Annotated in this window: 18 protein-coding genes; 13 read left to right on the forward strand and 5 right to left on the reverse strand. The window is 70.7% G+C overall.

From position 1 onward, the window contains the following. From pta to ACLQ2O_RS12315, 3 genes are read left to right on the forward strand one after another with little or no spacing between them, the layout of a single operon-like run. On the forward strand, positions 1-2082 hold the full coding sequence (pta, locus tag ACLQ2O_RS12305; RefSeq protein WP_425830476.1) for a phosphate acetyltransferase: 2082 nt from the start codon (positions 1-3) through the stop codon (positions 2080-2082). Next, positions 2079-3269 carry an acetate/propionate family kinase gene (locus tag ACLQ2O_RS12310; protein WP_425830478.1) on the forward strand — a complete coding sequence of 397 codons (1191 nt, stop codon included), beginning with the start codon at positions 2079-2081 and terminating at the stop codon, positions 3267-3269. Before pta ends, ACLQ2O_RS12310 begins: the two co-directional genes overlap by 4 nt. Before the next feature lie 58 nt (positions 3270-3327). Continuing rightward, positions 3328-3957, forward strand: a complete 630-nt coding sequence (locus ACLQ2O_RS12315) for a carbohydrate ABC transporter permease (protein WP_425830480.1) — start codon at positions 3328-3330, stop codon at positions 3955-3957. On the opposite strand, the gene ACLQ2O_RS12320 is transcribed toward ACLQ2O_RS12315, so the two are convergent. Beyond that, positions 3947-4912 (reverse strand): Gfo/Idh/MocA family protein, encoded by a 966-nt coding sequence (locus ACLQ2O_RS12320; RefSeq protein ID WP_425830482.1) that lies wholly within the window; start codon positions 4910-4912, stop codon positions 3947-3949. The two genes, ACLQ2O_RS12315 and ACLQ2O_RS12320, sit on opposite strands and share 11 nt — an antisense overlap. Before the next feature lie 90 nt (positions 4913-5002). Here ACLQ2O_RS12320 and ACLQ2O_RS12325 point away from each other — a divergent pair, with 90 nt between their 5' ends. Genes ACLQ2O_RS12325 through recD form a run of 7 tightly spaced genes read left to right on the forward strand, consistent with a single transcriptional unit; the run spans position 5003 to position 17229 of the window. Next, positions 5003-5731 carry a FadR/GntR family transcriptional regulator gene (locus ACLQ2O_RS12325; protein WP_425830484.1) on the forward strand — a complete coding sequence of 243 codons (729 nt, stop codon included), beginning with the start codon at positions 5003-5005 and terminating at the stop codon, positions 5729-5731. Continuing rightward, positions 5731-6498, forward strand: coding sequence for an SDR family oxidoreductase (locus ACLQ2O_RS12330; protein WP_425830486.1), 768 nt, complete (start codon positions 5731-5733; stop codon positions 6496-6498). Before ACLQ2O_RS12325 ends, ACLQ2O_RS12330 begins: the two co-directional genes overlap by 1 nt. Then, the gene (locus tag ACLQ2O_RS12335) at positions 6499-7542 is read left to right on the forward strand and encodes an L-idonate 5-dehydrogenase (RefSeq protein WP_425830488.1); all 1044 of its coding nucleotides are present in this window, start codon (positions 6499-6501) and stop codon (positions 7540-7542) included. 40 nt (positions 7543-7582) lie between these two features. Continuing rightward, on the forward strand, positions 7583-8809 hold the full coding sequence (manD, locus tag ACLQ2O_RS12340) for a D-mannonate dehydratase ManD (protein ID WP_425830490.1): 1227 nt from the start codon (positions 7583-7585) through the stop codon (positions 8807-8809). Positions 8810-8867: 58 nt separating this feature from the next. Beyond that, positions 8868-12179 carry an exodeoxyribonuclease V subunit gamma gene (gene recC / locus ACLQ2O_RS12345; protein WP_425830492.1) on the forward strand — a complete coding sequence of 1104 codons (3312 nt, stop codon included), beginning with the start codon at positions 8868-8870 and terminating at the stop codon, positions 12177-12179. Further along, complete coding sequence (locus ACLQ2O_RS12350; protein ID WP_425830494.1) at positions 12179-15457, forward strand: UvrD-helicase domain-containing protein; 3279 nt, start codon at positions 12179-12181, stop codon at positions 15455-15457. The genes recC and ACLQ2O_RS12350 overlap by 1 nt, the downstream gene beginning before the upstream one ends. After that, a complete protein-coding gene (gene recD / locus ACLQ2O_RS12355) occupies positions 15454-17229 on the forward strand; it encodes an exodeoxyribonuclease V subunit alpha (RefSeq protein ID WP_425830496.1) in 1776 nt (591 codons plus the stop codon). The genes ACLQ2O_RS12350 and recD overlap by 4 nt, the downstream gene beginning before the upstream one ends. A gap of 43 nt (positions 17230-17272) precedes the next feature. Here the strand turns inward: recD and ACLQ2O_RS12360 are convergent, their stop codons facing one another. Continuing rightward, a complete protein-coding gene (locus ACLQ2O_RS12360) occupies positions 17273-18175 on the reverse strand; it encodes an NADP-dependent oxidoreductase (protein ID WP_425830498.1) in 903 nt (300 codons plus the stop codon). Between the two features lie 166 nt (positions 18176-18341). Here ACLQ2O_RS12360 and ACLQ2O_RS12365 point away from each other — a divergent pair, with 166 nt between their 5' ends. After that, a complete protein-coding gene (locus ACLQ2O_RS12365) occupies positions 18342-18956 on the forward strand; it encodes an HD domain-containing protein (RefSeq protein WP_425830500.1) in 615 nt (204 codons plus the stop codon). Here the strand turns inward: ACLQ2O_RS12365 and ACLQ2O_RS12370 are convergent. Continuing rightward, entirely contained in the window at positions 18876-19814 is a 939-nt protein-coding gene (locus ACLQ2O_RS12370) for a sigma-70 family RNA polymerase sigma factor (protein ID WP_425830502.1), read from the reverse strand. The two genes, ACLQ2O_RS12365 and ACLQ2O_RS12370, sit on opposite strands and share 81 nt — an antisense overlap. Positions 19815-19936: 122 nt before the next feature. Here ACLQ2O_RS12370 and ACLQ2O_RS12375 point away from each other — a divergent pair, with 122 nt between their 5' ends. Further along, positions 19937-20305, forward strand: a complete 369-nt coding sequence (locus ACLQ2O_RS12375; RefSeq protein WP_425830504.1) for a DoxX family protein — start codon at positions 19937-19939, stop codon at positions 20303-20305. A 35-nt stretch (positions 20306-20340) separates the two neighbouring features. Here the strand turns inward: ACLQ2O_RS12375 and ACLQ2O_RS12380 are convergent, their stop codons facing one another. After that, on the reverse strand, positions 20341-22056 hold the full coding sequence (locus ACLQ2O_RS12380) for a cation:proton antiporter (RefSeq protein ID WP_425830506.1): 1716 nt from the start codon (positions 22054-22056) through the stop codon (positions 20341-20343). A gap of 148 nt (positions 22057-22204) precedes the next feature. Continuing rightward, on the reverse strand, positions 22205-23053 hold the full coding sequence (locus ACLQ2O_RS12385; protein ID WP_425830508.1) for an SDR family NAD(P)-dependent oxidoreductase: 849 nt from the start codon (positions 23051-23053) through the stop codon (positions 22205-22207). A gap of 52 nt (positions 23054-23105) precedes the next feature. Between ACLQ2O_RS12385 and ACLQ2O_RS12390 the strand changes: the two genes are divergently transcribed. Continuing rightward, positions 23106-23681 carry a TetR/AcrR family transcriptional regulator gene (locus ACLQ2O_RS12390; RefSeq protein ID WP_425830510.1) on the forward strand — a complete coding sequence of 192 codons (576 nt, stop codon included), beginning with the start codon at positions 23106-23108 and terminating at the stop codon, positions 23679-23681. The last annotated feature ends 56 nt before the right edge of the window (positions 23682-23737 follow it).

A 23737-nucleotide genomic window follows, 5' to 3' on the forward strand; every position in this document is an offset into this window, starting at 1 on the left:
ATGGCGAGCAGCGTGTACGTCGCATCCGTCGAAGGCTCGACCGGGAAGTCGACGGTGGCGCTCGGGGTCCTGCAGCAGCTGTCGCGACGGGTGGGCCGGGTGGCCGTGTTCCGCCCGATCGTCCGGCCGGACACCGATCGGCACGGTGGGCGCGACTACGTGCTCGACCTGCTGATCTCGCACGACGCGGTGGACCTGGCGTACGAGGACTGTGTCGGCGTCACCTACGACGAGGTGCACGACGACCCCGAGGCCGCGCTGGACGTGATCGTCCGGCGCTACCACGCCGTCGCCGAGCAGGCCGACGCGGTGCTCGTGGTCGGCAGCGACTACACCGACGTCGGGACGCCGACCGAGTTCTCCTACAACGCCAAGATCGCGGCCAACCTCGGGACGCCGGTGCTGCTGGTGCTCAACGGCTTCCGGCGGACGCTCGACGACCTGCAGGCGATCGCGGAGCTGTCCATCGCCGAACTGACCGCCAACCACGGCGCGCTCGCGGCGGTGGTCGTGAACCGGGGTGACCCCGACGGCCTCGACCGGATCGCGGAGGCGTTGGCGGTGACCGGCGTACCGGCGTACGCGCTGCCGGAGGAGCCGGTGCTCAGCCAGCCGACTCCAGCGGACCTGCTGGCGCCGATCGGCGGCCGGATGCTGAGCGGCGACCCGGAGTTGCTGTCGCGGGAGGTCACCGGGCTGCTGGTCGCCGGGATGACGATGCCGAACGTGCTCGACCGGCTGTTCGACGGGGCCGCGGTGATCACGGCGGCGGACCGTCCGGAGGTCGTGCTCGGCGTGCTGATGGCCCACGTGTCGCGGACCTTCCCGCAGATCTCGACGATCGTGCTCAACGGCGGGTTCACGCTGCCGCCGCAGGTCCAGACGCTGATCGAGAGCCTCGGGGTGACGCTGCCGATCCTGGAGACCGATCTCGACACCCAGGCGGCGTCGGCGGCGCTGACCGCCGTCCGAGGGCGGCTGACCAAGGACTCGCCGCGCAAGATCGACCTGGCGCTCGCGCTGTTCGAGCAGCACGTCGACAGCCAGGCGCTGCTGGACCAGCTGGCCGTTGCCCGGAGCAACGCGGTGACGCCGTTGATGTTCGAGCACCAGCTGATCGACGCGGCCGTTGCCGACCGCAAGCACATCGTGCTGCCGGAGGGCGAGGAGGAGCGGATCCTCCGGGCGGCCGACATCCTGCTACGGCGTGGAGTCGCCGAGCTGACCCTGCTCGGCGACCCGGTCGCGATCAGCGCGAAGACGGCCGGGCTCGGCCTCGACCTGTCCGCGGCGCGTGTCGTCGATCCCGAGAACGATCCGCTCGCCGAGCAGTTCGCGGCGGAGCTGCACCGGCTGCGGCAGCACCGAGGCGTCGACCTCGACCGGGCGCGCGAGCTGGTCAAGGACGTCTCGTACTTCGGCACGATGATGGTCCAGCTCGGCCTGGCCGACGGGATGGTGTCGGGCTCGGTGCACACCACCGCGCATACGATCCGGCCGGCGCTGGAGATCGTCAAGACCGTGCCCGGCGTCTCGGTCGTGTCCTCGGTGTTCTTCATGTGCCTGCAGCACCAGGTTCTCGTGTACGGCGACTGCGCGGTCAACCCGGACCCGACCGCCGAGCAGCTGGCCGACATCGGCATCTCGTCGGCCGCGACCGCCGTTGCCTTCGGCATCGAGCCGCGGATCGCGATGCTGTCGTACTCGACCGGTTCCTCGGGCACCGGCACCGACGTGGAGAAGGTGTCGAAGGCGACCGCCATCGTCCGCGAGCGCGCACCGGAGCTGCTGGTCGAGGGCCCGATCCAGTACGACGCGGCGATCGATGCCGCCGTCGCCCGGACGAAGCTGCCGGACTCGCCGGTGGCCGGCCGCGCGACCGTGTTCATCTTTCCCGACCTCAACACCGGTAACAACACGTACAAGGCCGTGCAGCGGTCCGCGAACGCGGTCGCCGTCGGACCGGTCCTGCAAGGCCTGCGTAAACCGGTGAACGACCTGTCCCGAGGAGCCACGGTGCGAGACATCGTCAACACGGTCGCGATCACCGCGCTGCAGGCGCAGCAGGGCGGCAACCGATGAGCGACCACGTGCTGGTGATCAACGCGGGCTCGTCCTCGCTCAAGTACAGCCTGATCGACGCCGGGTCCGGCGAGGCGCTCGCCGACGGACTGATCGAGCGCATCGGCGAGTCCGAGAGCCACCAGAAGCACCGCGGCCCGGACGGCGAGGCCGAGAGCTCCGACGCGATCGGCTCGCACGAGGACGCGTTGCGCGCGGCGCTCGACGCGTTCGAGACCCACGGCCCGTCGCTCGACGACCTGGAGCTCGCGGCGGTCGGCCATCGCGTCGTCCACGGCGGGTCGAAGTTTTCAAAGCCGACCCTGATCGACGACGCCCTGGTGGCCGAGGTCACCGAGCTGGTGCCGCTGGCGCCGCTGCACAACCCGGCGAACCTGGAGGGCATCAAGGTCGCGCGCCGGATGTTCCCGGACCTGCCGCAGGTGGCGGTGTTCGACACGGCGTTCCACCAGACGCTGCCGCCGCACGCCTACACGTACGCCGTACCGTCGGAGTGGCTGGAGGAGCACGGCATCCGCCGGTACGGGTTCCACGGGACGTCGTACTCGTTCGTCTCCGGGCAGGCCGCTCGGGAGCTCGGGCGCGATCTCAGCGACCTCAACCTGATCGTGCTGCACCTCGGCAACGGCTGCTCCGTGTCGGCGGTCCGGGGCGGCCGATCGGTCGAGACCTCGATGGGGATGACGCCGCTCGAAGGCCTGGTGATGGGCACCCGCTCGGGCGACCTCGACCCAGCGGTCCACGGCCACCTGGTCCGCGAGCTCGGCTGGTCGGTCGACGAGATCGACAAGGCGCTCAACTCCAAGGCGGGGCTCAAAGGCCTGGCCGGAGAGAACGACTTCCGGGAGCTGTCCCGGCTGCGGGACTCCGGTGACGCCAACGCCCAGCTGGCCTTCGACGTCTACTGCCACCGGATCAAGAAGTACGTCGGCGCGTACTACGCCGTGCTCGGCACGGTCGACGCGATCGTGTTCACCGCCGGCGTCGGCCAGAACTCCGCCGACGTCCGCGCCGTCGCGCTCGAGGGACTGGAGCGTCTCGGCATCCGGCTCGACCCGGTGCGCAACGCCGACCCGGCCGAGGACGGCGTCGTCTCCACCGACGACAGCGGCGTCGCCGTGCTGGTGGTCCCGACCAACGAGGAGTGGGAGATCGCCCGCCAGGCGGTCGATCTCGTCCGCGGCTGAGGCCGCAGAACCCCAGGATCAGTTGCCGTTCCGGCCTTCGAGCGGTCTGCTCAGGAACATGCGGAAACGTGGTGTGGTGGTCCTGGTCGTCACCGGGACGGTGCTGACCTGCGCGCTGGCGGCGTTCAGCTTCTCCCGGCTGCGCTGGCGCGGCCGCAACCTGGTCTTCGGCCTGCTGCTCACCGGCGTCATGCTCCCGTACGCCGTGACGCTGATCCCGACCTTCGTGATGTGGGGATCGATCGGCGCGCTGGACACCTTCGTGCCGCTCACCCTGCCGGCCTGGTTCGCCGGCGCCGGTGGCGGCGTGTTCAACATCTTCCTGTTCCGCCAGTTCTTCCTGACCATCCCGTACGAGCTGGACGAGGCGGCGTACATCGACGGCGCGACGCCGTGGAAGGTGTTCTGGTCGGTGATCATGCCGCTGTCGAAGCCGGTGATCGTGGTGGTGGTGATCTTCACCTTCATCGGGGTCTGGAACGACTTCCTCGGTCCGCTGCTCTACCTGACCGACGACAGCAAGTTCACGCTGGCGCTCGGGCTGGCCGGCTTCCAGAGCACCTACACGGCGCAGTGGGGCTTCCTGATGGCGGCGTCGCTGGTCGTCATCCTGCCGATCACGCTGATCTTCTTCGCCCTCCAGCGTTACTTCGTGGAAGGAGTCACGCTGACCGGCGTCAAAGGCTGACGAATGCTCCGTCGGCCGCCAACGAGTCCGCGGCGGCGAGTACGACGGCCAGGTCGGCCGATCCTTCGGTGCCGTCGACCAGAGGGTCGCGGTGGTGCTCGATGGCTGCTGCCCAGTCGTTCACGATCGCGGCGTGACTGGCGTAGTAGTTCTCGGCACCCCGGTGCTCGCTGCGCGCGGGTGTCCAGAGCGCGCACCCGCCCAGGTGCTGCTCGTAGTCGACGACGACGTCGAGCCGTCCGGTCTCACCGAAGACGGTCGCCTCGGTCTGGTCCCAGGTCCCCGGGCTCTGCCAGGTGAGCAGCGACTGCGCGGTGATCCCACTCGCGAGCTGCAGTGTCAGGCTGAGCGTCTCGTGCGAGCCGACGGCCGACACCGCGACGACCGGTCCGGCCAGCTGCCGGATCAAGCTGACCTGGTGCGTTCCCTGGTCGAGCAGGATGCCGCCCGCGGGGCCAGTACCTTCTCGCCAGTCGCGCCGCCAGACTCCGTCGAGCTGATAGGCCCGCGTCGACCGTACGGCGATCGGCCGCCCGATCGCGTTCTCGCCCAGCAGTGCCCGCGCGTCCTGGACGGCCTGCAGGTGTGGGTAGTTCTCGGCGACGGCCAGAACGACTCCGGCCGCGCGGGCGGCGTCCACGATCCGGCGCGCATCCTCGACGGTGGTGGCGATCGGCTTCTCGACCAGGACGTGCTTGCCGTGCTCGATCGCGGTCAGGGCGACCTCGGTGTGCAGGTGGTGCGGCACCCGGACGTCGACCGCGTCGATCTCGTCCAGCACGTCGACCAGCGCTCCGGCCGCCCGGGCTCCGGTGTGCCGCGCGACCTGTACCGCCCGATCGAGGTCCGGATCGACGACCGCGGTCAGCGCGACCGTGGTCAGTCCCGGATAGATGTCACGGGCAACGATCTCGCCGATCGCGCCACCGCCGGCCAACGCCACCCGGACCGTCATCGGTGCTTCCTCTCCGTCGGACCAGCTCCTGGCCGGATGTATAGTCTGTTTAATCATACTTTTGCAACCTCGCCGGTTCAGGAGCGCTCGATGAACCCACCCGCAGACCAGGGCCCGCGGTCGCGTGGCCTGCACGGACGCATCGTGGACGCCCTCGGCCAACGGATCGCGCACGGCGACCTGCCGGCCGGGGGAGTGGTCTCGCCCGAGCAGGTGGAGGCCGAGTACGAGGTCTCCCGCTCGGTCGTCCGCGAAGCGCTGCGCACGCTGGAGGTGCTCGGCATGGTCCGCCCGCGGCACAAGGTCGGCACGACCGTTCAGCCCGCGACGGCGTGGGCGCTGCTCGACCCGCAGGTGATCGCGTGGCGGTCCGACGGACCGGACGCCGACCGTCAGCTGTCCGAGCTGCTGGCGTTGCGTGAGGCCGTCGAGCCGGCGGCCGCGGGTCTCGCCGCGCGGGCAGCGGCGGATGATCTGAGTGCCAGGCTCAGCGAGTACCTGCAGGCGATGCGCGAGGCGTACGACGCCCGCAACCGGAGCGCGTTCGTCACCGCGGACACCGGCTTCCACCGCACGATGCTCGAAGGCTCCGAGAACGCCGTACTGAGTCAGCTCGTGCAGACCCTGCTCGCGACCCTGCAGGCCAGATACTCCGATCGCCACCAGTTCTTCACCGCTGACACCCCCGCGTCACTGCAGCGGCACGAGCAGGTGGTCGACGCGATCGCGGCCCACGACGCCAAGGCGGCCGAGGCCGCGGCGACCGCGCTGGTGCAGGCGTCACGGGTCGAGGTCCTCGGGCCGGAAGGAGCGCGCTGATGTTCGACCTGTCCGGACGACTGGCTCTGGTCACCGGCTCCAGCCGCGGCATCGGCCTGGGGATCGCCCGCGGCTACCTGTCGGCGGGAGCGCGGGTCGTGCTGAACGGACGTGACCCCGTCCGGCTGGCCGAGACGGCGAAGGCCTTGTACGCCGAGCTCGGCGTACCGGAGGAGAACGTTCAGGTGGCCGCGTTCGACGTGGTCGATGAGGCGGCGGTCGAGCAGGCGGCCGAGGAGATCGTCGCGGCGTACGGGTGTCCGGACATCCTGGTCAACAACGCCGGGATCCAGGTCCGCGGCGCGCTGACCGAGCTGCCCACCGAGGACTGGCGACGGGTCGTCGACGTCAACCTGACCAGTGCGTTCGTCGTCGGCCGGACCTTCGCCCGGCCGATGCTGGTCAGGGGCAGCGGCAAGATCGTGAACATCTGCTCGGTGCAGACCCAGTTGGTGCGGCCGTCGACCGCGCCGTACGCGGCGGCGAAGAGCGGACTGGGTGGACTGACGCAGAGCATGTGTGCCGAGTGGGCTCCGCACGGCCTGCAGGTCAACGGACTCGCTCCCGGCTACCTGGACACCGACCTGAACGCGTCGCTCGTCGCCGATCCCGAGTTCAGCGACTGGATCACTCGCCGGACGCCGGCCCGGCGATGGGGACAGGTGGACGACGTCGTCGGACCGGCGATCTGGCTCGCCTCGGCGGCGTCGGACTTCGTCAACGGCCAGGTCATCTACGTCGACGGCGGCCTGACGGCGGTGATCTGAGTGCTGACGAAGGCAGTGGTGGTCGTGCGTACCGGCGTACTGGCCCTCGACGATCGGCCAGTCCCACAGGCCCAGCCGGACCAGGCCGTCGTACGGGTCGTGTACGGCGGAATCTGCGGCTCCGACCTGCACTACTGGCGGTCGGGACGGATCGGCGAGTCGGTCCTGCGAGCCCCGATGGTGCTGGGGCACGAGATCGTCGGCGTCGTCGAACGCGCGGCAGGCGACGGATCAGGACCCGCCGCGGGGACCAGGGTCGCCGTGCATCCGGCTCAAGTGTGCGGAGCGTGTGAACTGTGCGGACGCGGTGATCAGCACCTGTGCCCGGAGCTGCGCTACTTCGGCAGCGCGGCCCGCGATCCGCACACCGACGGCGGTTTCGCCGAGCACCTGGTGGTGCCGGCCGGACGGTTGGTGCCGATCCCGGACGGCCTCGACCTCCGAACCGCTGCCCTGGCCGAGCCTGCCTCGGTGGTGCTGCACGGTCTGCGGCGGCTCGAACGCCTGGGACAGTCCGTCGAGGGTCGCGATGTGCTGGTCACCGGGGCCGGCCCGATCGGCCTGCTCGCGGTCGCTCTGACGCACGCCGCCAACGCGCGGAGCGTGACGGTGACCGACCTTCACGATCAGCCGCTCGACGTGGCGCGGCGCATCGGTGCGACGCGGACCATCCGCGCCGACCAGGCCACAGAGGTCCCCGCCGTCGACGTCGCGGTCGAGTCGTCGGGCGCGCCACCGGCCGTCACGATGGCGCTCGAGGCGCTGCGGCCAGGTGGTGCGATCGTGCAGATCGGGCACCTTCCGGTCGACGGCGTCACCGCACCGCTGCACCTCGCGGTGACCAGGGAACTGACCGTCGCCGGTTCGAGCCGCTTCTCGTCCGAGCTGCCGGAAGCGCTCGCGATCATGGCTGCGCATCCTGAGCACTTCGCTCCCGTCGTCAGCGCGGTCTTCCCGTACGGCGAGGTCGAGGCGGCGTTCCACCAGGCGGCCGACCCGAGCCGGTCGAGCAAGGTCCTGCTGGCCTTCGGCGCCGACTCGTGATGGCCTTGAGGCTCACCCCACCGAAGGAGAAGACCGCAGCGTGAACATCGCCACCGCCGCAGTGATCGTGACGAGCCCGGACCGGAACTTCGTCACGCTCAAGCTGACCACCGACGACGGACTGGTCGGCTGGGGTGACGCCACCTTGAACGGCCGCGAGCTGTCGGTCGCGTCGTACCTGACCGACCATGTCGTCCCGTTGCTGATCGGCCGCGACGCGCACCGGATCGAGGACACCTGGCAGTTCCTCTACCGCTCGGCGTACTGGCGGCGCGGGCCGGTCACGATGGCCGCGATCGCCGCGGTCGACGTCGCGCTGTGGGACCTCAAGGCCAAGTCCGCCGGGATGCCGCTGTACCAGCTGCTCGGCGGCGCGTCGCGGAACGGGCTGATGGCGTACGGCCACGCGTCCGGGCGTGACCAGGAGGAGCTGTTCGACTCGATCCGCCTGCGCCTCGACCAGGGGTTCCGCTCGATCCGGGTGCAGACGTCGATCCCGGGCATCGACGCCGTGTACGGCGTACGAGCGCCTGCCGGCCAGGAGTCCGAGCAGCACTACGAGCCGGCCCAGCGGATCGCGCGGCCGATGGAGGAGGACTGGGACACCCGCGCCTACCTGCGGCACATCCCGACGGTCTTCGAGGCGGTCCGGAACGAGTTCGGGCCCGAGCTGCCGCTGCTGCACGACGTCCACCACCGGCTGACGCCGATCCAGGCCGCGCGGCTGGGCAAGGACCTCGAGCCGTACGACCTGTTCTGGATGGAGGACTGCACCCCGGCCGAGAACCAGGACGCCCTGCGGCTGGTCCGTCAGCACACCACGACGCCGCTGGCGATCGGCGAGGTCTTCAACACGATCTGGGACTACCAGACGCTGATCAAAGACCAGCTGATCGACTACGTGCGGTCCGCGGTCACCCACACCGGCGGGATCACCGCGATGCGCAAGCTGCTCGACTACGCCGCGCAGTACCAGATCAAGTCCGGCATCCACGGGCCGACCGACATCTCCCCGGTCGGGATGGCGGCCGGGCTGCACCTCGACCTGGCGATCCACAACTTCGGGATCCAGGAGTACATGCAGCACGGCGACGTGACCAACGAGGTCTTCCGGCAGAGCTTCACCTTCGAGAACGGCTACCTCCACCCCGGCAACGAGGTCGGTCTCGGCGTCGAGCTGGACGAGGAAGCAGCGGCCAGGCACCCGTACCAGCCGGCCTACCTGCCGTACAACCGGCTGAAGGACGGCACCGTCCACGACTGGTAGTCCACACCTCCCGGAGGACGTGCGGCCTGGCCGTGACAGTCATGGCATGCTTTCCACGATGACCTTGTACCTGCACCGCGCCGAGCGGACGGATGTGCTCGCCGACGGTCTGGGCGACCTGCTCGCCGTACCGCTCGGCGACCCGTTCGCCGAGGAGTTCGTCGTGGTGCCGGCCAAGGGCGTGGAGCGCTGGTTGTCGCAGCGGCTGTCCCATCGGCTGGGTGCTGGTCCGACCGGTCGGGACGGTGTGTGCGCTGGCGTCCGGTTCACGTCGCCGCGCTCGCTGATGTCGACGGTGCTCGGGATCAGCGACGACGACCCGTGGGCCTCGGACGCGATGGCGTGGCCGCTGCTCGCCGTACTGGATGAATCGCTCGACCAGCCGTGGTGCGAGCCGGTCGCCCGGCACCTCGGCCACTTCGACACCGGCGCCGAGGGCGAGCTGCGGCGTGGACGCCGGTACGCCGTCGCGTCGCGGCTGGCGCGGTTGTTCGCGGCGTACGCCGTCCAGCGCCCGACGTTGCTCGCGGACTGGAGCAACGGGCGGGACACCGACGGTATCGGCGCGGCGATCGACAGGGACCTGTCCTGGCAGCCCGAGCTGTGGCGTCGGCTGGTCGACCGGATCGACGCGCCGCCGCCCTCTGTCCGCCACGCGGAGACCGTCGCGCAACTCCGTGCGCAGCCGTCGTCCTTCGAGCTGCCGAGCCGGCTTTCGCTCTTCGGGCACACGCGCCTGCCGTCGACGGAGATCGAGCTGATCGGCGCGCTGGCCGAGCACCGCGACGTCCACGTCTGGCTGCCCAACCCGAGCGGTGCGCTCTGGGAGCGTCTGCGTGGCGCGACCGCGGGCGTTCGTGCCGACGACACGAGTCATCAGCAGGCGGATCACCCGTTGCTGGCGACCCTCGGCCGGGACAGTCGCGAGCTGGAGCTGGGCCTCGCCGTGATTCCGACCGTCGACAGTCACCTCGGAGCAGTGCAGGCACCCGACACGCTGCTCGGCTGGCTGCAGCAGGACCTGCGCGGCAACACCGTTGCCGCCGAGGGACGCAGGCTCGCTCCCCACGACCGCAGCGTGCAGGTGCATGCCTGTCACGGGACCGCCCGGCAGGTCGACGTGCTGCGGGAAGTGCTGCTCGGGATGCTCCAGGCCGACCCGACGCTGGAGCCGCGGGACATCCTCGTGATGTGCCCGGACATCGAGACGTACGCGCCGCTGATCAGCGCCCGCTTCGGGCTGGCCGACCTCGACCGCAACGGTCACCCGGCCCACAAGCTGCGCGTGCAGCTGGCCGACCGGTCGCTGACCCAGACGAACCCGCTGCTCGCTGTCGCCTCCCAGCTGCTCGATCTCGCCGGCAGCCGCGTCACAGCCAGCCAGGTGCTCGACCTGGCCCAGGCCGAACCGGTACGACGACGCTTCCGCTTCACCGACGACGACCTCGACACCGTCACCGCCTGGGTCCGCGAGTCCGGCGTCCGGTGGGCGTTCGGTCGCGAGGGCAGGGACCAGTTCGGCCTGACCGACTTCCCGCAGAACACCTGGCAGTTCGGGCTCGACCGGGTGCTCGCGGGCGTGACGATGTCCGCCGACGCGCACGCCTGGATCGACACCACGCTGCCGCTCGACGACGTCGGCAGCACGCGGATCGAGCTGGCCGGACGGTTCACCGAGTACGTCGATCGGTTGCGTACGGCAACTGATCTGCTCGACGGCACCCAGCCGCTCGCGGCCTGGCTCGACGCGTTGCGCGGCGGCATCGACCGGCTGACCTCCGTCGGTCACGACGACGGCTGGCAGGTCGGGCAGGTCCAGCGCGAGTTCGCCCAGGTCTCGGCAGGCGCCGGGGAGCTCGCCGGGACATCGTTGCGGCTGGCCGACGTACGGGCTTTGCTGTCGGCGCACCTGGCCGGGCGGCCGACCCGCGCGAACTTCCGCAGCGGCACGTTGACGGTCTGCACGATGGTCCCGATGCGGTCGGTGCCGCACCGGGTGATCTGCCTGCTCGGGCTGGACGACGGCGTGTTCCCGCGGTTCGGGCTGGCCGACGGCGACGACGTACTGGCTCGGCGTCCGGTGACCGGTGAGCGTGACGTTCGCAGCGAGGACCGGCAGTTGATGCTCGACGCGATCCTGGCCGCCACCGAGTCGCTGGTGATCACCTACACCGGCGCCAACGAGTACTCCGGCCAGCCGCGGCCTCCCGCCGTACCGCTGGGTGAGCTCGTCGATGCACTCGACCGTACGACGGAGTCGCCGGTCCGGGAGACAGTCGTCGTGAAGCACCCGCTGCAGCCCTTCGACCGCAAGAACCTCGAGCCCGGCCGGCTCGGTGCGCCGGGGCCGTTCACGTTCGACCCGACCGCGCTCGTGGCGGCGCGCGTCGGCGGTGGATCGCGGTCGCCGCGACCGGAGTTCGTGGAGGAGCCGCTGGCCCTGACCAGCGGTGAGGACGTCGGGCTGGCGGAGCTGATCGCGTTCTTCAAGGATCCCGTGAAGGGGTTCTTCCGGGCGCTCGACGTGACGCTGCCGTGGGAGGTCGACGGCGTCTCGGACGCGATGCCGGTCGAGATCGACAACCTGGAGAAGTGGTCGGTCGGCGACCGGATGCTGCACGACATGCTCAGTGGGATCCACCCGGACGCGGCGCTGCAGGCCGAGTGGCGCCGGGGCACGTTGCCGCCCGGACGACTCGGCTGGCGGACCGCGACGGAGATCCGCGACATCGCGCGCGGCCTGGCGGTCGCGGCCCATCCGCATCGCCAAGGCGAGGCCAAGGCGTTCGACGTGGACATCGACCTCGGCGGCAGGCGGCTGACCGGGACGGTGCCGGGCGTCTACGGGCACCGCCTGGTCTCGGTGAGCTACTCGCGGCTCGACGCGAAGCAGTTGCTGACCTCCTGGATCCAGCTGCTGGCGCTGTCGGCCAACGACGAGGACCACAACTGGACGGGACTGGCGATCGGCCGGCCCAGCAATCCCCGGGCCTCCGGATCGGGAACTCGCGGGTTCGGCCCGGTCGATGCGCAGGCCCGTGGGTTCCTCAACGACCTGGTCGCCGTGTACGACGCCGGCCGCCAGGCACCGCTGCCGTTGCCGTTGAAGACGTCGTTCGCCTGGTGCCAGGCCCGGCGTACCGACGACGACCCGGTGATCGCGGCCGGCCGGCGGTGGAAGCCGACGAACTACGACGGCGAGAACGCCGACCTCGCCGTCGTGAAGGTCTGGGGACCGAACACGCCGCTCAAGGTCCTGCTCGAACCGACGCGTCCCGGCGAGGAGCGGCAGGGCGAACCGACCCGCCTCGGTGCCTTCGCGGCCCGCGTATGGGAACCGATGCTGCGCTTCGAGCAGGCGGCCCGCTGATGGACTCCTTCGACCTCCTCGGCCCGCTGCCGACCGGGACCACCGTGCTCGAAGCCAGCGCGGGCACCGGCAAGACCTACGCCCTGGCAGGGCTCGTCACCCGGTACGTCGCCGAAGGCGCGGCCCGGCTCGACGAGATGCTGCTGATCACCTTCGGCCGCGCGGCCAGCCAGGAGCTGCGCGAACGGGTGCGCTCGCAGATCTCCGACGCCGAGCAGGCACTCGCCGATCCCAAGGCGTGGCAGGACGATCGCGGCCTGCTGGGTCATCTCGCCCGCGGCAGCGAGGACGAGGTCGCCGTCCGGCACGGTCGGTTGCGCGACGCGCTGGCCAACTTCGACGCGGCCACCATCGCGACGACGCACCAGTTCTGCCAGCTCGTGCTGCGCTCGCTCGGCGTGGCCGGCGACACCGACGCCGGAGTGACCTTGGTCGAGGATCTGACCGACCTGGTGACCGAGGTCGTGGACGACCTGTACCTCGCGCTGTTCGCGCGATCCGCCGACAAACCGCCGATCACCCGGGCGGTCGCGGTGGAGCTCGCCCTCAAGGTGGTCAACAATCCGCACACCCGGCTGGTGCCCGAGCAGGCCGACGCGACCTCGCCGGCGGGCGTGCGGGTCGCGTTCGCGCACGCCGTACTGGCTGAGGTCGAGCGGCGCAAACGCCGGCTCGGCATCCTCGGGTACGACGACCTGCTGACCCGGCTCGCGACCGCGCTGGAAGAGCCGCGGGCGCCGGCCCGGCAGCGGATGCAGCGGCGGTGGTCGGTGGTGATGGTCGACGAGTTCCAGGACACCGACCCGGTGCAGTGGAAGGTGATCGACCGGGCCTTCAACGGGCACAGCACGCTGGTCCTGATCGGCGATCCGAAGCAGGCCATCTACGCCTTCCGCGGCGGCGACATCGCGACGTACCTGACCGCGGCCGCGACCGCTGGGCAGCGGCGAACGCTCGGGACCAACTGGCGCAGCGACCAGCCGCTGGTGGACTGCCTGCAGGTCGTGCTCGGCGGCGCCCGGCTCGGGCACGAGGACATCGTGGTCCACCCCGTCGAGGCGCATCACCAGGGCACGCGACTGGTCGGCGCTCCCAGTGACGCGCCGTTCCGGCTGCGGGTCGCGGAGCGCGAGCTGTTCGGCTCGCCGCGGCGCAAGAGCGTGCCGATGGACGAGCTGCGCGACCACATCACCCGGGATCTCGCGGCCGACATCGGTCGGCTGCTCGGCTCCGGTGCGACGTACGACGGCCGGCCGCTGCGCGCGGGTGATGTCGCGGTGATCGTCGAGGCGCACAAGGACGCACGGGCCTGCCGGGAAGCGCTGGCCAAGGCCGGGATCCCCGCTGTGTACTCCGGTGACCTCGACATCTTCTCGTCGCAGGCGGCGAAGGACTGGCTCTGCCTGCTGGAGGCCTTCGACCAGCCACATCGTTCGGGGCTGGTCCGCGCGGCCGCGACCACGATGTTCTTCGGGAAGACCGCGGCCGGCCTGTACGCCGGCGGCGAGGACCTGACCGATCGCATCGGGCAGACGCTGCGGGCCTGGGCCGACCTGCTGCGGACGCGTGGGGTCGCCGCGGTCTTCGAGGCCGCTCAGCTCGGCGGGATGGCCGATCGCGTGCTCGGCTGGCGTGGTGGCGAACGGGACATGACCGACCTCGCCCACCTGGCCGAGCTGCTGCACGAGACCGCCCACCGCGAGCGGTTCGGGCTGCCCGCGCTGCTCGACTGGCTGCGTCAGGAGTCCACCGGCAAGGGCCGTACGGCGGAGCGCACGCGGCGGCTCGACAGCGACGCCGCGGCGGTCCAGATCATGACGGTGTGGGTGAGCAAGGGGCTGCAGTACCCGATCGTCTACCTGCCGTTCGGGTTCAACCGGCACATCTTCGACGACGAGGAACTGCTGCTGTTCCACCAGGACGGCATCCGGAGTCTCGACATCGGCGGGCGGAACCGCCCGGGGTACTCGGCGAACGAGAAGCGCTGGCGCGCCGAGGTCGCCGGCGACGACATCCGGCTGACGTACGTCGCGCTGACGCGCGCGCAGTCGCAGGTCGTCGCCTGGTGGGCGCCCTCGTGGGACGAGATCAACGGGGGAGTCTCCCGGTTGCTGCGCGGTCGCAAGCAGGGCGAGCCGGTGGTTCCCGACCAGCTGGATCGGTCGTCGTCGGACGACGAGGTCCTGCTGTGGCTGCGGCGCTGGCAGCAGGCGGGCGGGCCGGTGATCGAGGAGTCCGTGGTCGGCGAGCAGGTCGAGCCGGTGGACGAGGTGCTGCCCGGCGGGCTGGGGATCGCGACGTTCTCGCGGGAAGTGGACCTGGCGTGGCGGCGTACGTCGTACTCGGGGTTGATCCGGGCGGCCGATCAGCAGACCGGTGTCACGAGCGAGCCGGAGGACGGGCAGCTCGAGGACGAGGCGGTGGATCTGGTGCCGACGGCAACCTTGGCCGTCGACGCGTTGCCGTCGCCGATGGACGGGCTGCCGGTCGGGGCCGAGTTCGGGTCGCTGGTGCACGGCGTACTGGAGGAGGCCGATCCTCACGCGGTCGACCTGCACGCCGAGCTGACCGAGCGGATCCGGGAGCAGCTGCCGTTGTGGCGGGTCGACGTGGCGCCCGACGTGCTGGCGACGGCGATGCTGCCGATGCACGCGACGCCGCTCGGGCCGCTGGTCCCTGGGCTGACGCTTCGCGATCTCGGGCGCGGTGATCGGCTGCGGGAGCTGGACTTCGAGATCCCGCTGGCCGGTGGCGACGACGCGGGGGTCGACGTCCGGCTGGAGGAGCTGGCGCCGTTGCTGCGCAGGCATCTGCCTTCGGATGATCCGTTGCTCGCGTACGCCGAACGGCTGGAGCAGCCCTTGCTCGGCGGGCAGAGCCTGCGGGGGTACCTGACCGGATCGATCGACGTCGTGCTGCGGGTGCCTGGCGATCGGTTCGTGGTGGTCGACTACAAGACGAACCGGCTCGGGGATCAGGAACTGCCGTCGACGTCCGGGGAGTACACGCAGGATCAGCTGGGTGCGGCGATGCTGCACTCGGACTATCCGCTGCAGGCCCTGCTCTACTCGGTCGTGCTGCACAGGTACCTGCGGTGGAGGTTGCCGGGGTACGAGCCTTCGAAGCATCTTGGCGGGGTGGTCTACCTGTACCTGCGCGGGATGTGTGGTGCGGAGACGCCGGTGGTGGACGGTCATCCGACCGGGGTGTTCAGCTGGCCGTTGCCTTCGGCGCTGGTTGTGGCGCTGTCCTCGTTGCTGGACGGGAGGTCCGGATGAGCACGCCTGTGGAGGAGTTCGACTCGTCGCTGGCGCTCGCCGCTGTGGGGCGGCTGCGGGAATTCAACCAGGCGGGCGTGATCCTGGCTGCCGACGTGCATGTCGCGTCGCGGTTGACGGCGATGCTGGGGGAGGGCGACGAGACCGTCGCGCTCGCGTGTGCGCTGGTGGCGCGCGCCGTACGGGCCGGGTCGATCTGCCTCGACCTGACCGAGGTGCGCGACGAGGTCGGCGAGGAGGGCGCTGAGCTGGACTGGCCGCCGCTTGATGCCTGGCTGGCCGCGCTCGCGGCCAGTCCGTTGCTGGGGGCACCTTTTCCGTTGCGGCTCGAGGGCACGCTCCTGTACTTCGATCGCTACTGGCGGGAGGAGTCGCAGGTCGAGGAGGATCTCCGCGGACGGACCTCGCGGCTGCCGCCGGCGATCCCCAACGAGACCGTCCTGCGGGCAGGGCTCGACCGGCTGTTCCCTGGCGACTCGTACGTCGAGCAGCGGGCTGCGGCGGAGACCGCCGCTCGGCAGTGGACGACTGTGCTCACTGGCGGGCCGGGGACGGGGAAGACGACGACGGTTGCGGGGTTGCTGGCGGTGCTGGCCGAGCAGGCGGAGATTGCCGGCGAGCGGCGGCCGTGGATCGCGCTGACCGCTCCGACCGGCAAGGCCGCGGCTCGACTGGAGGAGGCGGTACGGCGGGAGATGTCGGACCGGCTCTCGCCTGAGGACACCGCGCGGCTGGGGGACTTCCACGCCCGGACGCTGCACATGCTGCTCGGTCGCCGGCCTGATTCGTCCAGCCGGTTCCGGCATGATCGGACGAACCGGCTGCCGCACGACATCATCGTGGTCGACGAGACGTCGATGGTCTCGCTGACGATGATGGCGCGGCTGCTGGAGGCGGTCCGGCCTGGGGCCCGGCTGGTGCTGGTCGGTGATCCCGACCAGTTGGCGTCGATCGAGGCCGGTGCCGTGCTGGCTGATCTGGTCGACGGGCTGGTTGCCGGAGGCCACATCGAGGCGGCTGAGCTGCGCACGTCCCACCGCTTCGGGAGCGAGATCGGTGAGCTGGCGCTGGCCGTGCGGGAGGACCGCGCGGACGACGTGCTCACGGTGTTGCGTGGAGGTGATGAGCGGGTTCTCTTCGTCGAGGACGAGGATCCGCGGGAGCGGTTGCGGGCGGCGATGCTGCCCGACGTACTGGCTGTTCGCGCTGCTGCCGAGGCGGGGGATGCCGATGCGGCGCTGGCGGCGGTCGACCGGCATCGTCTGCTCTGCGCGCACCGGGAGGGTCCGTGGGGTGTGCAGCAGTGGAACCGGACGGTCGAGCGCTGGATCACCGAGGAGACCGAGGACCCGCTCTGGGACACCTGGTACGTCGGCCGTCCGGTGCTGGTGACCGCGAACGACTACGCGCTGGGCATCTACAACGGCGACGTCGGGGTGACGATCCGCCGGCCGGACGGATCCTTGCGGGTGTGCATCGCCGGTGCTCGTGGCCGGCGCGACTTCGCACCCAGCCGGCTCGGCAACATCGAGACGTTGCACGCGATGACCATCCACAAGTCCCAGGGCAGCCAGGCCGCCGAGGTCACCGTGCTGCTGCCGAACGAGGAGTCGAGGCTGCTGACCCGGGAGCTGTTCTACACGGCGATCACCCGGGCGGTGGATCGGGTGCGCGTGGTCGGGCAGGAGGACTCGGTCCGGTTGGCGCTGAGCCGCCGCGCCCTGCGAGCTACGGGCCTCAGGCAACGACTAGGAACCGGCCCACGCGACTGAGACCAGCCGCGCGGGCCTGCCTTCTCCGTGCGCGCTCGATCGTCTACTCGGCGACCTTGATGATCGTTCGCCCGCGGGCCGGCTTGAAGGCGGCAGGTGCCTCGTCGAGCGGGACGACCGTGGTCACCAGCGGCTTCAGCCGGCCGTCGTCGAGACGGGTGGCCAGCTGGGTGAGCTGCTCCCGGTTCGGTTCGACGACGAAGAAGATCGCGCGGGTGTTCGCCGGCTGAGCGGTCGGGGGATCGGCGATCGTCACCAGCGTGCCGCCGGCCCGCAGCAACCCGGTCGACCGATCCCGGATCTCCCCACCGATGACGTCGAACACGACGTCCACCGGCCCGGCGCTCTCGAGCTCCGAGCCCGCCAGATCGACGAACCGATGCGCCCCCAACTCGGCAGCGCGCGCCTCGTCCGCGGCACGCCCGGTGCCGATGACGTGCGCCCCGGCCTCCCGCGCCAGCTGCGCGGCGACCGAACCGACAGCCCCCGCGATCCCGTGAATGAGTACGGTCTGCCCCGGCTGCAGATCCGCGTGGTCGAACAGCGCCTGCCAAGCGGTCAGCCCGGACACCGGAAGCGCAGCAGCACTGACGTGGTCGACGTTCGCGGGCAGCGGCGCGAGATTGCGCGCCTCCACAGCGACGTACTCGGCGAGTGTGCCGTCCCGAAGCCAGTCGGTCAGCCCGAAGACCCGCTGGCCGACCGTGAGCCCGGTCGTCCCGTAGCCGAGGTCGACCACGACCCCCGACACCTCGTGCCCGGGGACGCTCGGCGTGCGATCGCGACCGGCGCGATCGGTCCAGGTCCCCGGCCACTCCAGCTCGCCGCGGGTGAAGCCGGCGGCGTGGACCTGCACGACGACGTCGTTCTCGGCGGCGTGAGGATAGGGCAGGTCGGTGAGGGACAGGCTGCCGGAGTCGCGGTCCTGAACGGTGATCGCACGCATGAGGGGTCCTTGCGGTGTCGTGGTGGAGGGGTCGTCTTCGACAGTACGCAGTCAGCCGGCACCGTCGCTGGGCCATTTCCGGGCGGCTTTGGTGGGCCAAGTGGCCCACGCCCCCGCAGGTCGAATGGACCAGCGCCGTGGGCCTCCGGCGGCGTACCGTCAAAGTATGATCATTTTCAACGACCTCGTGATCCCGGCGACCACCGCGTCGACGGCGGCGCTCGAGGTGGCCACGGCGTACCAGTCGCCGACCCTACTGAGCCACTCGCGCCGGGTGTACGTCTGGGCCGTGGCGCTGGCCGCGCAGGAAGGCATCACGTACGACGACGAGCTGCTGTTCGTCGCCGCGATGTTCCACGACCTCGGCCTGATGCCCGAGTTCGACAGTCACACCGTCTCCTTCGAGGAGGCCGCCGGCCACGTCGCCCGGGTCTTCGCCGCCGGAGCCGGCTGGCCGCGCGAGCGTCAGGACCGCCTCGCCGAGGTCATCGTCCGGCACATGTGGCCGGACGTGGACGTGAACGACGACCCCGAGGGCCACCTGATCTCCCGGGCGGCCGCGCTGGACATCGTCGGCCGCAACGTCGACGAGCTCAGCCCCGAGTTCCGCGCCGACGTACTGCGTCAGCACCCACGCCTCGGCCTCGCCGACGAGTTCCTCGCCTGCTTCGAGGCGCAGGCCGAACGCAAGACCAGCAGCTCAGCGGCGCGGGCGGTCGCCTCCGGGCTGAGCGCCCGGATCGTCGGCAACCCCCTCGACGAGGTCCTGGAGAACTCGTAGTCCGAGGTCGGAGGCGCGCCTCGACTCCACCCGGTCGGTCGGTTGGAGGGGAGCGATCGCGATCCGGGTGATGGTCTCGCCCGAGAAGTCGAAGGTGATCACCGCCAGCGGGTGCCCGCCCGGGGCGATGACCGCGGCGGAAGCGCCGTTGACGAGCATCGGGATGCTGGCGTGAACCCGGTCGGCGAAGGACCGGGTCTCTTCCGCGACGGCGCGGTTCCCGATGACCTCGACAGCTCCGTCCTCGGGCAGCAGAGCTCTGTCGGCGACCCTGACGACGTCCGGAGCCATCAGTGTGATCAGCGTGTCGATGCGTCCGCCACGGGCGGCGGCGAGGAACGCGTCAACGATCGGCCAGTGGGCCGCTGTCTGCGCGACCTCGTCGGCGTCCACCTCTGCGAGGCGTTGCCGTGCACGGCTGGCCGACTTCTTCGCGTTCGGCGGTGTGGTGTCCAGCACGACGGCGACCTCGCCGAACGGGACGCGGAAGAGGTCGTGCAGGACGTAGGCCACCCGCTGGGTCGGAGTGAGCTGGTCGAGCAGTACGAGGAGGGCGCGGGACACGTCCTCGCGGCGGAGGAATTCCTCGTCAGCGGCGAGCGTGTCAGCAGGGATCGCGTCCGCGAGGAGCGGCAACTCTCCACGGCGTGCGCGTGATCGCAGCTGGTCGAGGCACAGGCGTGCGGTCACCGTCGTGAACCATCCGGGCGGGTTGTCGATCTGGGGCTGGTCCACGGCGTGCACCCGCAGCCAAGCGGTCTGTACGGCGTCCTCGGCGTCCTCGACCGAGCCGAGGATCCGGTGGGCCAGGGAGAGCAGCCGAGGGCGTGCGGCCTCGAACTCGTCGATCAGTTCCACGGGAGCGGTCACCTTTCGGTCGTGCCGGGCGTCATGACGGGCGACCAACCAGCCAATGACAGGGCCTGCACGGAGGAGTTCCCCATGAGCGTACAGATCGGTGCCGACCTGCGGTGCACCGCGTGAGCGACGGTGCATCGACGGCCCTGCTGACCGTGACGGTCGCGTGCGTCGCGGCCAATGTCTTCATCGTTGCCGCGGACCTGGCACGCGCCAGGTTCGTGCTCGCGAACTCGGCCGAGGTCGGCTTGCGGCCCGAGGTCGTGCCCTGGCTTGCCGTCCTGAAGGGAGCCGGCGCAGCCGGCCTGGTGGTCGGGCTCGCGGGCATGACACCTCTGGGGCTCGCCGCGGCGGTGGGGCTGGTCCTGTTCTACCTGTGCGCGGTCGGAGCGCACATCCGGGCGGCGGTCTTCCGCACCATCGCGTTCCCGCTGCTCTTCTTGGCGTTGTCGGTGAGCGCGCTGACCTACTTCACCGTCGTCGCCGAGTAACGCGGGACGGCGTCGTCACCACCGCGCATCAGGGGTCAGCCGGCCCGGAAGCGTTGTTCGATGCTGTCCAGCAGGGACTCGACCTGGCGGTAGGCCTCGGAGCTGTAGGCGCCGATGCTGCGTTCGGAGCCGAGGGCGTCGCGCATCGCGTCGAGGTAGCGGCGTTGCACGATCAGCATCTGCTCGTGCGTGTCGGGCCTGGTCTCGCGCAGTTCACGGGTGCCGGAGACCAGCCGGGGGACGATGCGCTCCTTCATCGTGCTGACCAGTTCGCGGTCGAGCGGCTCGCCGTCGACGGTCTGTTCCTCCAGCGGGCCGAGGGTGTCGATCGCGGACTCGCCGACCCGTCGGAGCAGGGCCTGCACCGAGTCCCGCTTGTCCTCCGCGCTCTCGGGACGGAAGTTCATCCGCGTGATCACCGTCGGCAGGGTCAGCCCGAACAGCACCAGCGTGATCAGCGCCACCAGGAACGCAGCCAGTACGACGGTGTCGACGTGCGGCGTACCGGCCGGGATCGTCTGGACGGCGGCGACCGTGACGACGCCGCGCATACCGGCCCACCCCAGGACGGCGTACCCGCGTCCGGTGATCGGTTCGCGTTCCTCGAACTCGACGTCGGCCCGGCCGCGGGCGAGCCGACGGCGGGCCCAGGCGAGCCGGTTCTCCTCCCGCTGGTCCGCGGGCGTCATCGCGTCGAGGTGCTCCTCGAACTGTCCGAGCTTGGCGCGCGTCTGCTCGTTGCGGCTGGGCCGGCCGAACCGTTCGCGCAGCGCGGGCCCGGCCAGGCCGACGAACCGCAGAGCGACCAGCAGGGCGACGACGAGCAGGACCAGGCCGGTGATCTCGCCGGTGGTGGTCTCGGTCCGCGCGGCCTCCACGAGCTCGGGGAGTTGGTAGCCCATGGCAAGGAACACGGCGCTCTCGAGGATGAAGCTGATCGTCGTCCAGGTCGTTGCCTGGGTCTGCCGGTCGCGAGCACTGAACCGCTTGCTGCCCAGGGCACCGGTCAGCAGACCGGCCACCACCACAGCCAGTACGCCGGACGCGTCGACCTGCTCGGCCGGGAAGTACGCCAGGAAAGGGACCGCGAAGGAGATCGTGGTGTTCAGCACCGGATCGTCGAGGCGCCGGCGCAGCAGCGCGGTCGCCCAGCCGACCACCCCACCGATCAGCGCGGCGCCGATCACGGCCCAGCCGAACTCGAGGATCGTCTCTCCGAGGTCGAACGCGGAGGACGCGGCGATCGCGGCGACCGCCGTCCGGAGAACGACGAGCGCGGAGGCGTCGTTGACGAGGCTTTCGCCTTCGAGGACCGTCATCAGCCGCGGCGGCAGCCCGGCCCGGTGCCCGATCGCGGTCGCGGCGACGGCGTCCGTCGGGACCACCACGGCGCCGAGCGCGCACGCCAGAGCGAAGGAGATCCCCGGGAACACCGCGTGCACCACCGCGCCGATGGCCAGCGCCGAGACGATGACCATGACGACCGACTGCCAGGCGATCAGCGCGACGTTGCGTCGTACGTCGAGCACCGGGAGCTGGACGGCCGATGCGTACAGCAACGGTGGGAGGACCCCCGCGAGGACGAGCTCCGGCTCGACGTGGATGGTGGGCGTGCTGGGCAGGTAGCTCGCGGCGATGCCGAGCCCGACCAGCAGGAGCGGCGCCGCGACACCGGTACGCCGGGCGAACACGGACGCCGCGATCATGATCGCGAGCCCGGCGCCGGCCACGAGCAGGAACTGATGGTCCACGCGACGGCAGTCTAGGTGTGCACCAGCCGCCACACCGCGCACAGCGAGAACACGGTGTGGCGGCCGGAGCTCGAGGGGCGCACGTCTGTCGCCACGACCCCTTGACCGTTGACCGGTGACAGCCTGGCCGGTGTCAGCCTGGCCGGTGTCAGGCCGGCTGGTTCGGCCAGCTGAACGCCGGGTCGTGCGCGTAGTCGTCGCGACGCCACTCCAGCGCTGCACTCACCATGTCGTGCGCGCCGGTGCCGATGATCTTGCGCAGCGGTGGTTCCGGGTCGTCGAGCAGGGCGAGCAGCGCCTGGGCGGCGACGGCGGGCGACTCCTCGGTGGACGGTTCCGCTTCGCTGAGCATCGCCGCGGTCGGGTAGCCCGGCATGCCGAGCATGCCTTCGCGCGTTCCGTCGTACGCCGGGTGCGCGGTGGTGAAGCGCATGCTCGAACCGAACCAGTCGGTGGCGAATCCGCCCAACTGCAGGAGATGGACGCCGATGCCGAACGGCGCGACCTCCGCGGCGAGCGCGGAGCTGAGCCCTTCGAGCGCCCACTTCGACGCGTTGTAGGCGCCGAACAGCGGCAGGTGACCGACCGCGCCGACGGTCGACACCTGCACGATCTTGCCCGATCCGCGCTCGCGCAGGTGTGGCAGGACCGCTTGGGTGACCCAGACCGCGCCGTACAGGTTGACGTCGAACTGGGCGCGGAGCTCGTCCTCGGTCAGCTCCTCGACGGCGCCGACCAGGCCGAAGCCGGCGTTGTTCACCACGACGTCCGGCGTACCGACCGTTGCCACTGTCTCCGCGACGACACTCTGCACCTCGGCGTGGGAGGAGACGTCCAGGCGCCGGGGGAGGACACGGTCGCCGTACTGCTTGACCAGGTCGTCGAGTACGCCGTCCTGCCGGATCGTTGCGACCACGCGGTCGCCGTGCTCCAGCGCAGCCTCGGTAAAGGCACGGCCGAGGCCCCGGCCCGCTCCGGTGATCATCCATAGCCTCATCGGTGGCTCCTCTCGCTTGAATTCCAACGAGACGGACCGTAGCGTCTCGCTCATGAGAAGTCCAGACGAGCGGCGGCGCAGCGACCGGGCCCGGACCGCGATCCTGACCGCGGCCGCCTCGGCCGTCGCCGAGCTCGGGTATGCCAAGACCTCGATCGAGGGCATCGCCGCGCGGGCCGGCGTCGGCAAGCAGACGATCTACCGCTGGTGGCCGTCGAAGGGCGCGGTGGTGCTCGACGCGCTGGTCGTCGAGCAGCCCGACGTCGAATGGCCCGACACCGGCGACCTGACCGCCGACCTCCGCCTGGTCCTCCGCGCGACCGTCGCGGAGTTCGCCGACGATACGAGGTCGGCGACCCTGCGCGCGCTGATGATCGACATGCAGCAGGACGCCGCGCTCAGCGAGCAGGTTCACAGCCGGATGCTCGACCCTCAGCTCGCCGCCACCAAGCGCCGCCTGGAGTCGGCCCAGCGAGCCGGACAGGTTGCCCCCGGCATCGACCTGGACGCGGCGGTCGAGCTGGTCTTCGGGCCCATCTACCACCGCTGGATCCTGCGCACCCACCGCTTTGACGAGCCGTACGCCGACGCCCTCACCGACCTCGCCGTACGGGCTCTCAGGCCGTGAAGGACGTAGCCGGCGAACTTGAGAAGAAGGCAGCCGCCGGAGGCTCGTAAGCCTCC

The sequence above is a fragment of the Kribbella sp. DT2 genome, from assembly GCF_049844575.1.
In the GTDB taxonomy this organism is placed as follows: domain Bacteria; phylum Actinomycetota; class Actinomycetes; order Propionibacteriales; family Kribbellaceae; genus Kribbella.

Coding starts and splice junctions, on each gene's coding strand:
- pta (WP_425830476.1), top strand. CDS start 1: ATGGCGAGCAGCGTGTACGTCGCATCCGTCGAAGGCTCGACCGGGAAG.
- ACLQ2O_RS12310 (WP_425830478.1), top strand. CDS start 2,079: ATGAGCGACCACGTGCTGGTGATCAACGCGGGCTCGTCCTCGCTCAAG.
- ACLQ2O_RS12315 (WP_425830480.1), top strand. CDS start 3,328: ATGCGGAAACGTGGTGTGGTGGTCCTGGTCGTCACCGGGACGGTGCTG.
- ACLQ2O_RS12320 (WP_425830482.1), bottom strand. CDS start 4,912: ATGACGGTCCGGGTGGCGTTGGCCGGCGGTGGCGCGATCGGCGAGATC.
- ACLQ2O_RS12325 (WP_425830484.1), top strand. CDS start 5,003: ATGAACCCACCCGCAGACCAGGGCCCGCGGTCGCGTGGCCTGCACGGA.
- ACLQ2O_RS12330 (WP_425830486.1), top strand. CDS start 5,731: ATGTTCGACCTGTCCGGACGACTGGCTCTGGTCACCGGCTCCAGCCGC.
- recC (WP_425830492.1), top strand. CDS start 8,868: ATGACCTTGTACCTGCACCGCGCCGAGCGGACGGATGTGCTCGCCGAC.
- ACLQ2O_RS12350 (WP_425830494.1), top strand. CDS start 12,179: ATGGACTCCTTCGACCTCCTCGGCCCGCTGCCGACCGGGACCACCGTG.
- recD (WP_425830496.1), top strand. CDS start 15,454: ATGAGCACGCCTGTGGAGGAGTTCGACTCGTCGCTGGCGCTCGCCGCT.
- ACLQ2O_RS12360 (WP_425830498.1), bottom strand. CDS start 18,175: ATGCGTGCGATCACCGTTCAGGACCGCGACTCCGGCAGCCTGTCCCTC.
- ACLQ2O_RS12365 (WP_425830500.1), top strand. CDS start 18,342: ATGATCATTTTCAACGACCTCGTGATCCCGGCGACCACCGCGTCGACG.
- ACLQ2O_RS12385 (WP_425830508.1), bottom strand. CDS start 23,053: ATGAGGCTATGGATGATCACCGGAGCGGGCCGGGGCCTCGGCCGTGCC.
- ACLQ2O_RS12390 (WP_425830510.1), top strand. CDS start 23,106: ATGAGAAGTCCAGACGAGCGGCGGCGCAGCGACCGGGCCCGGACCGCG.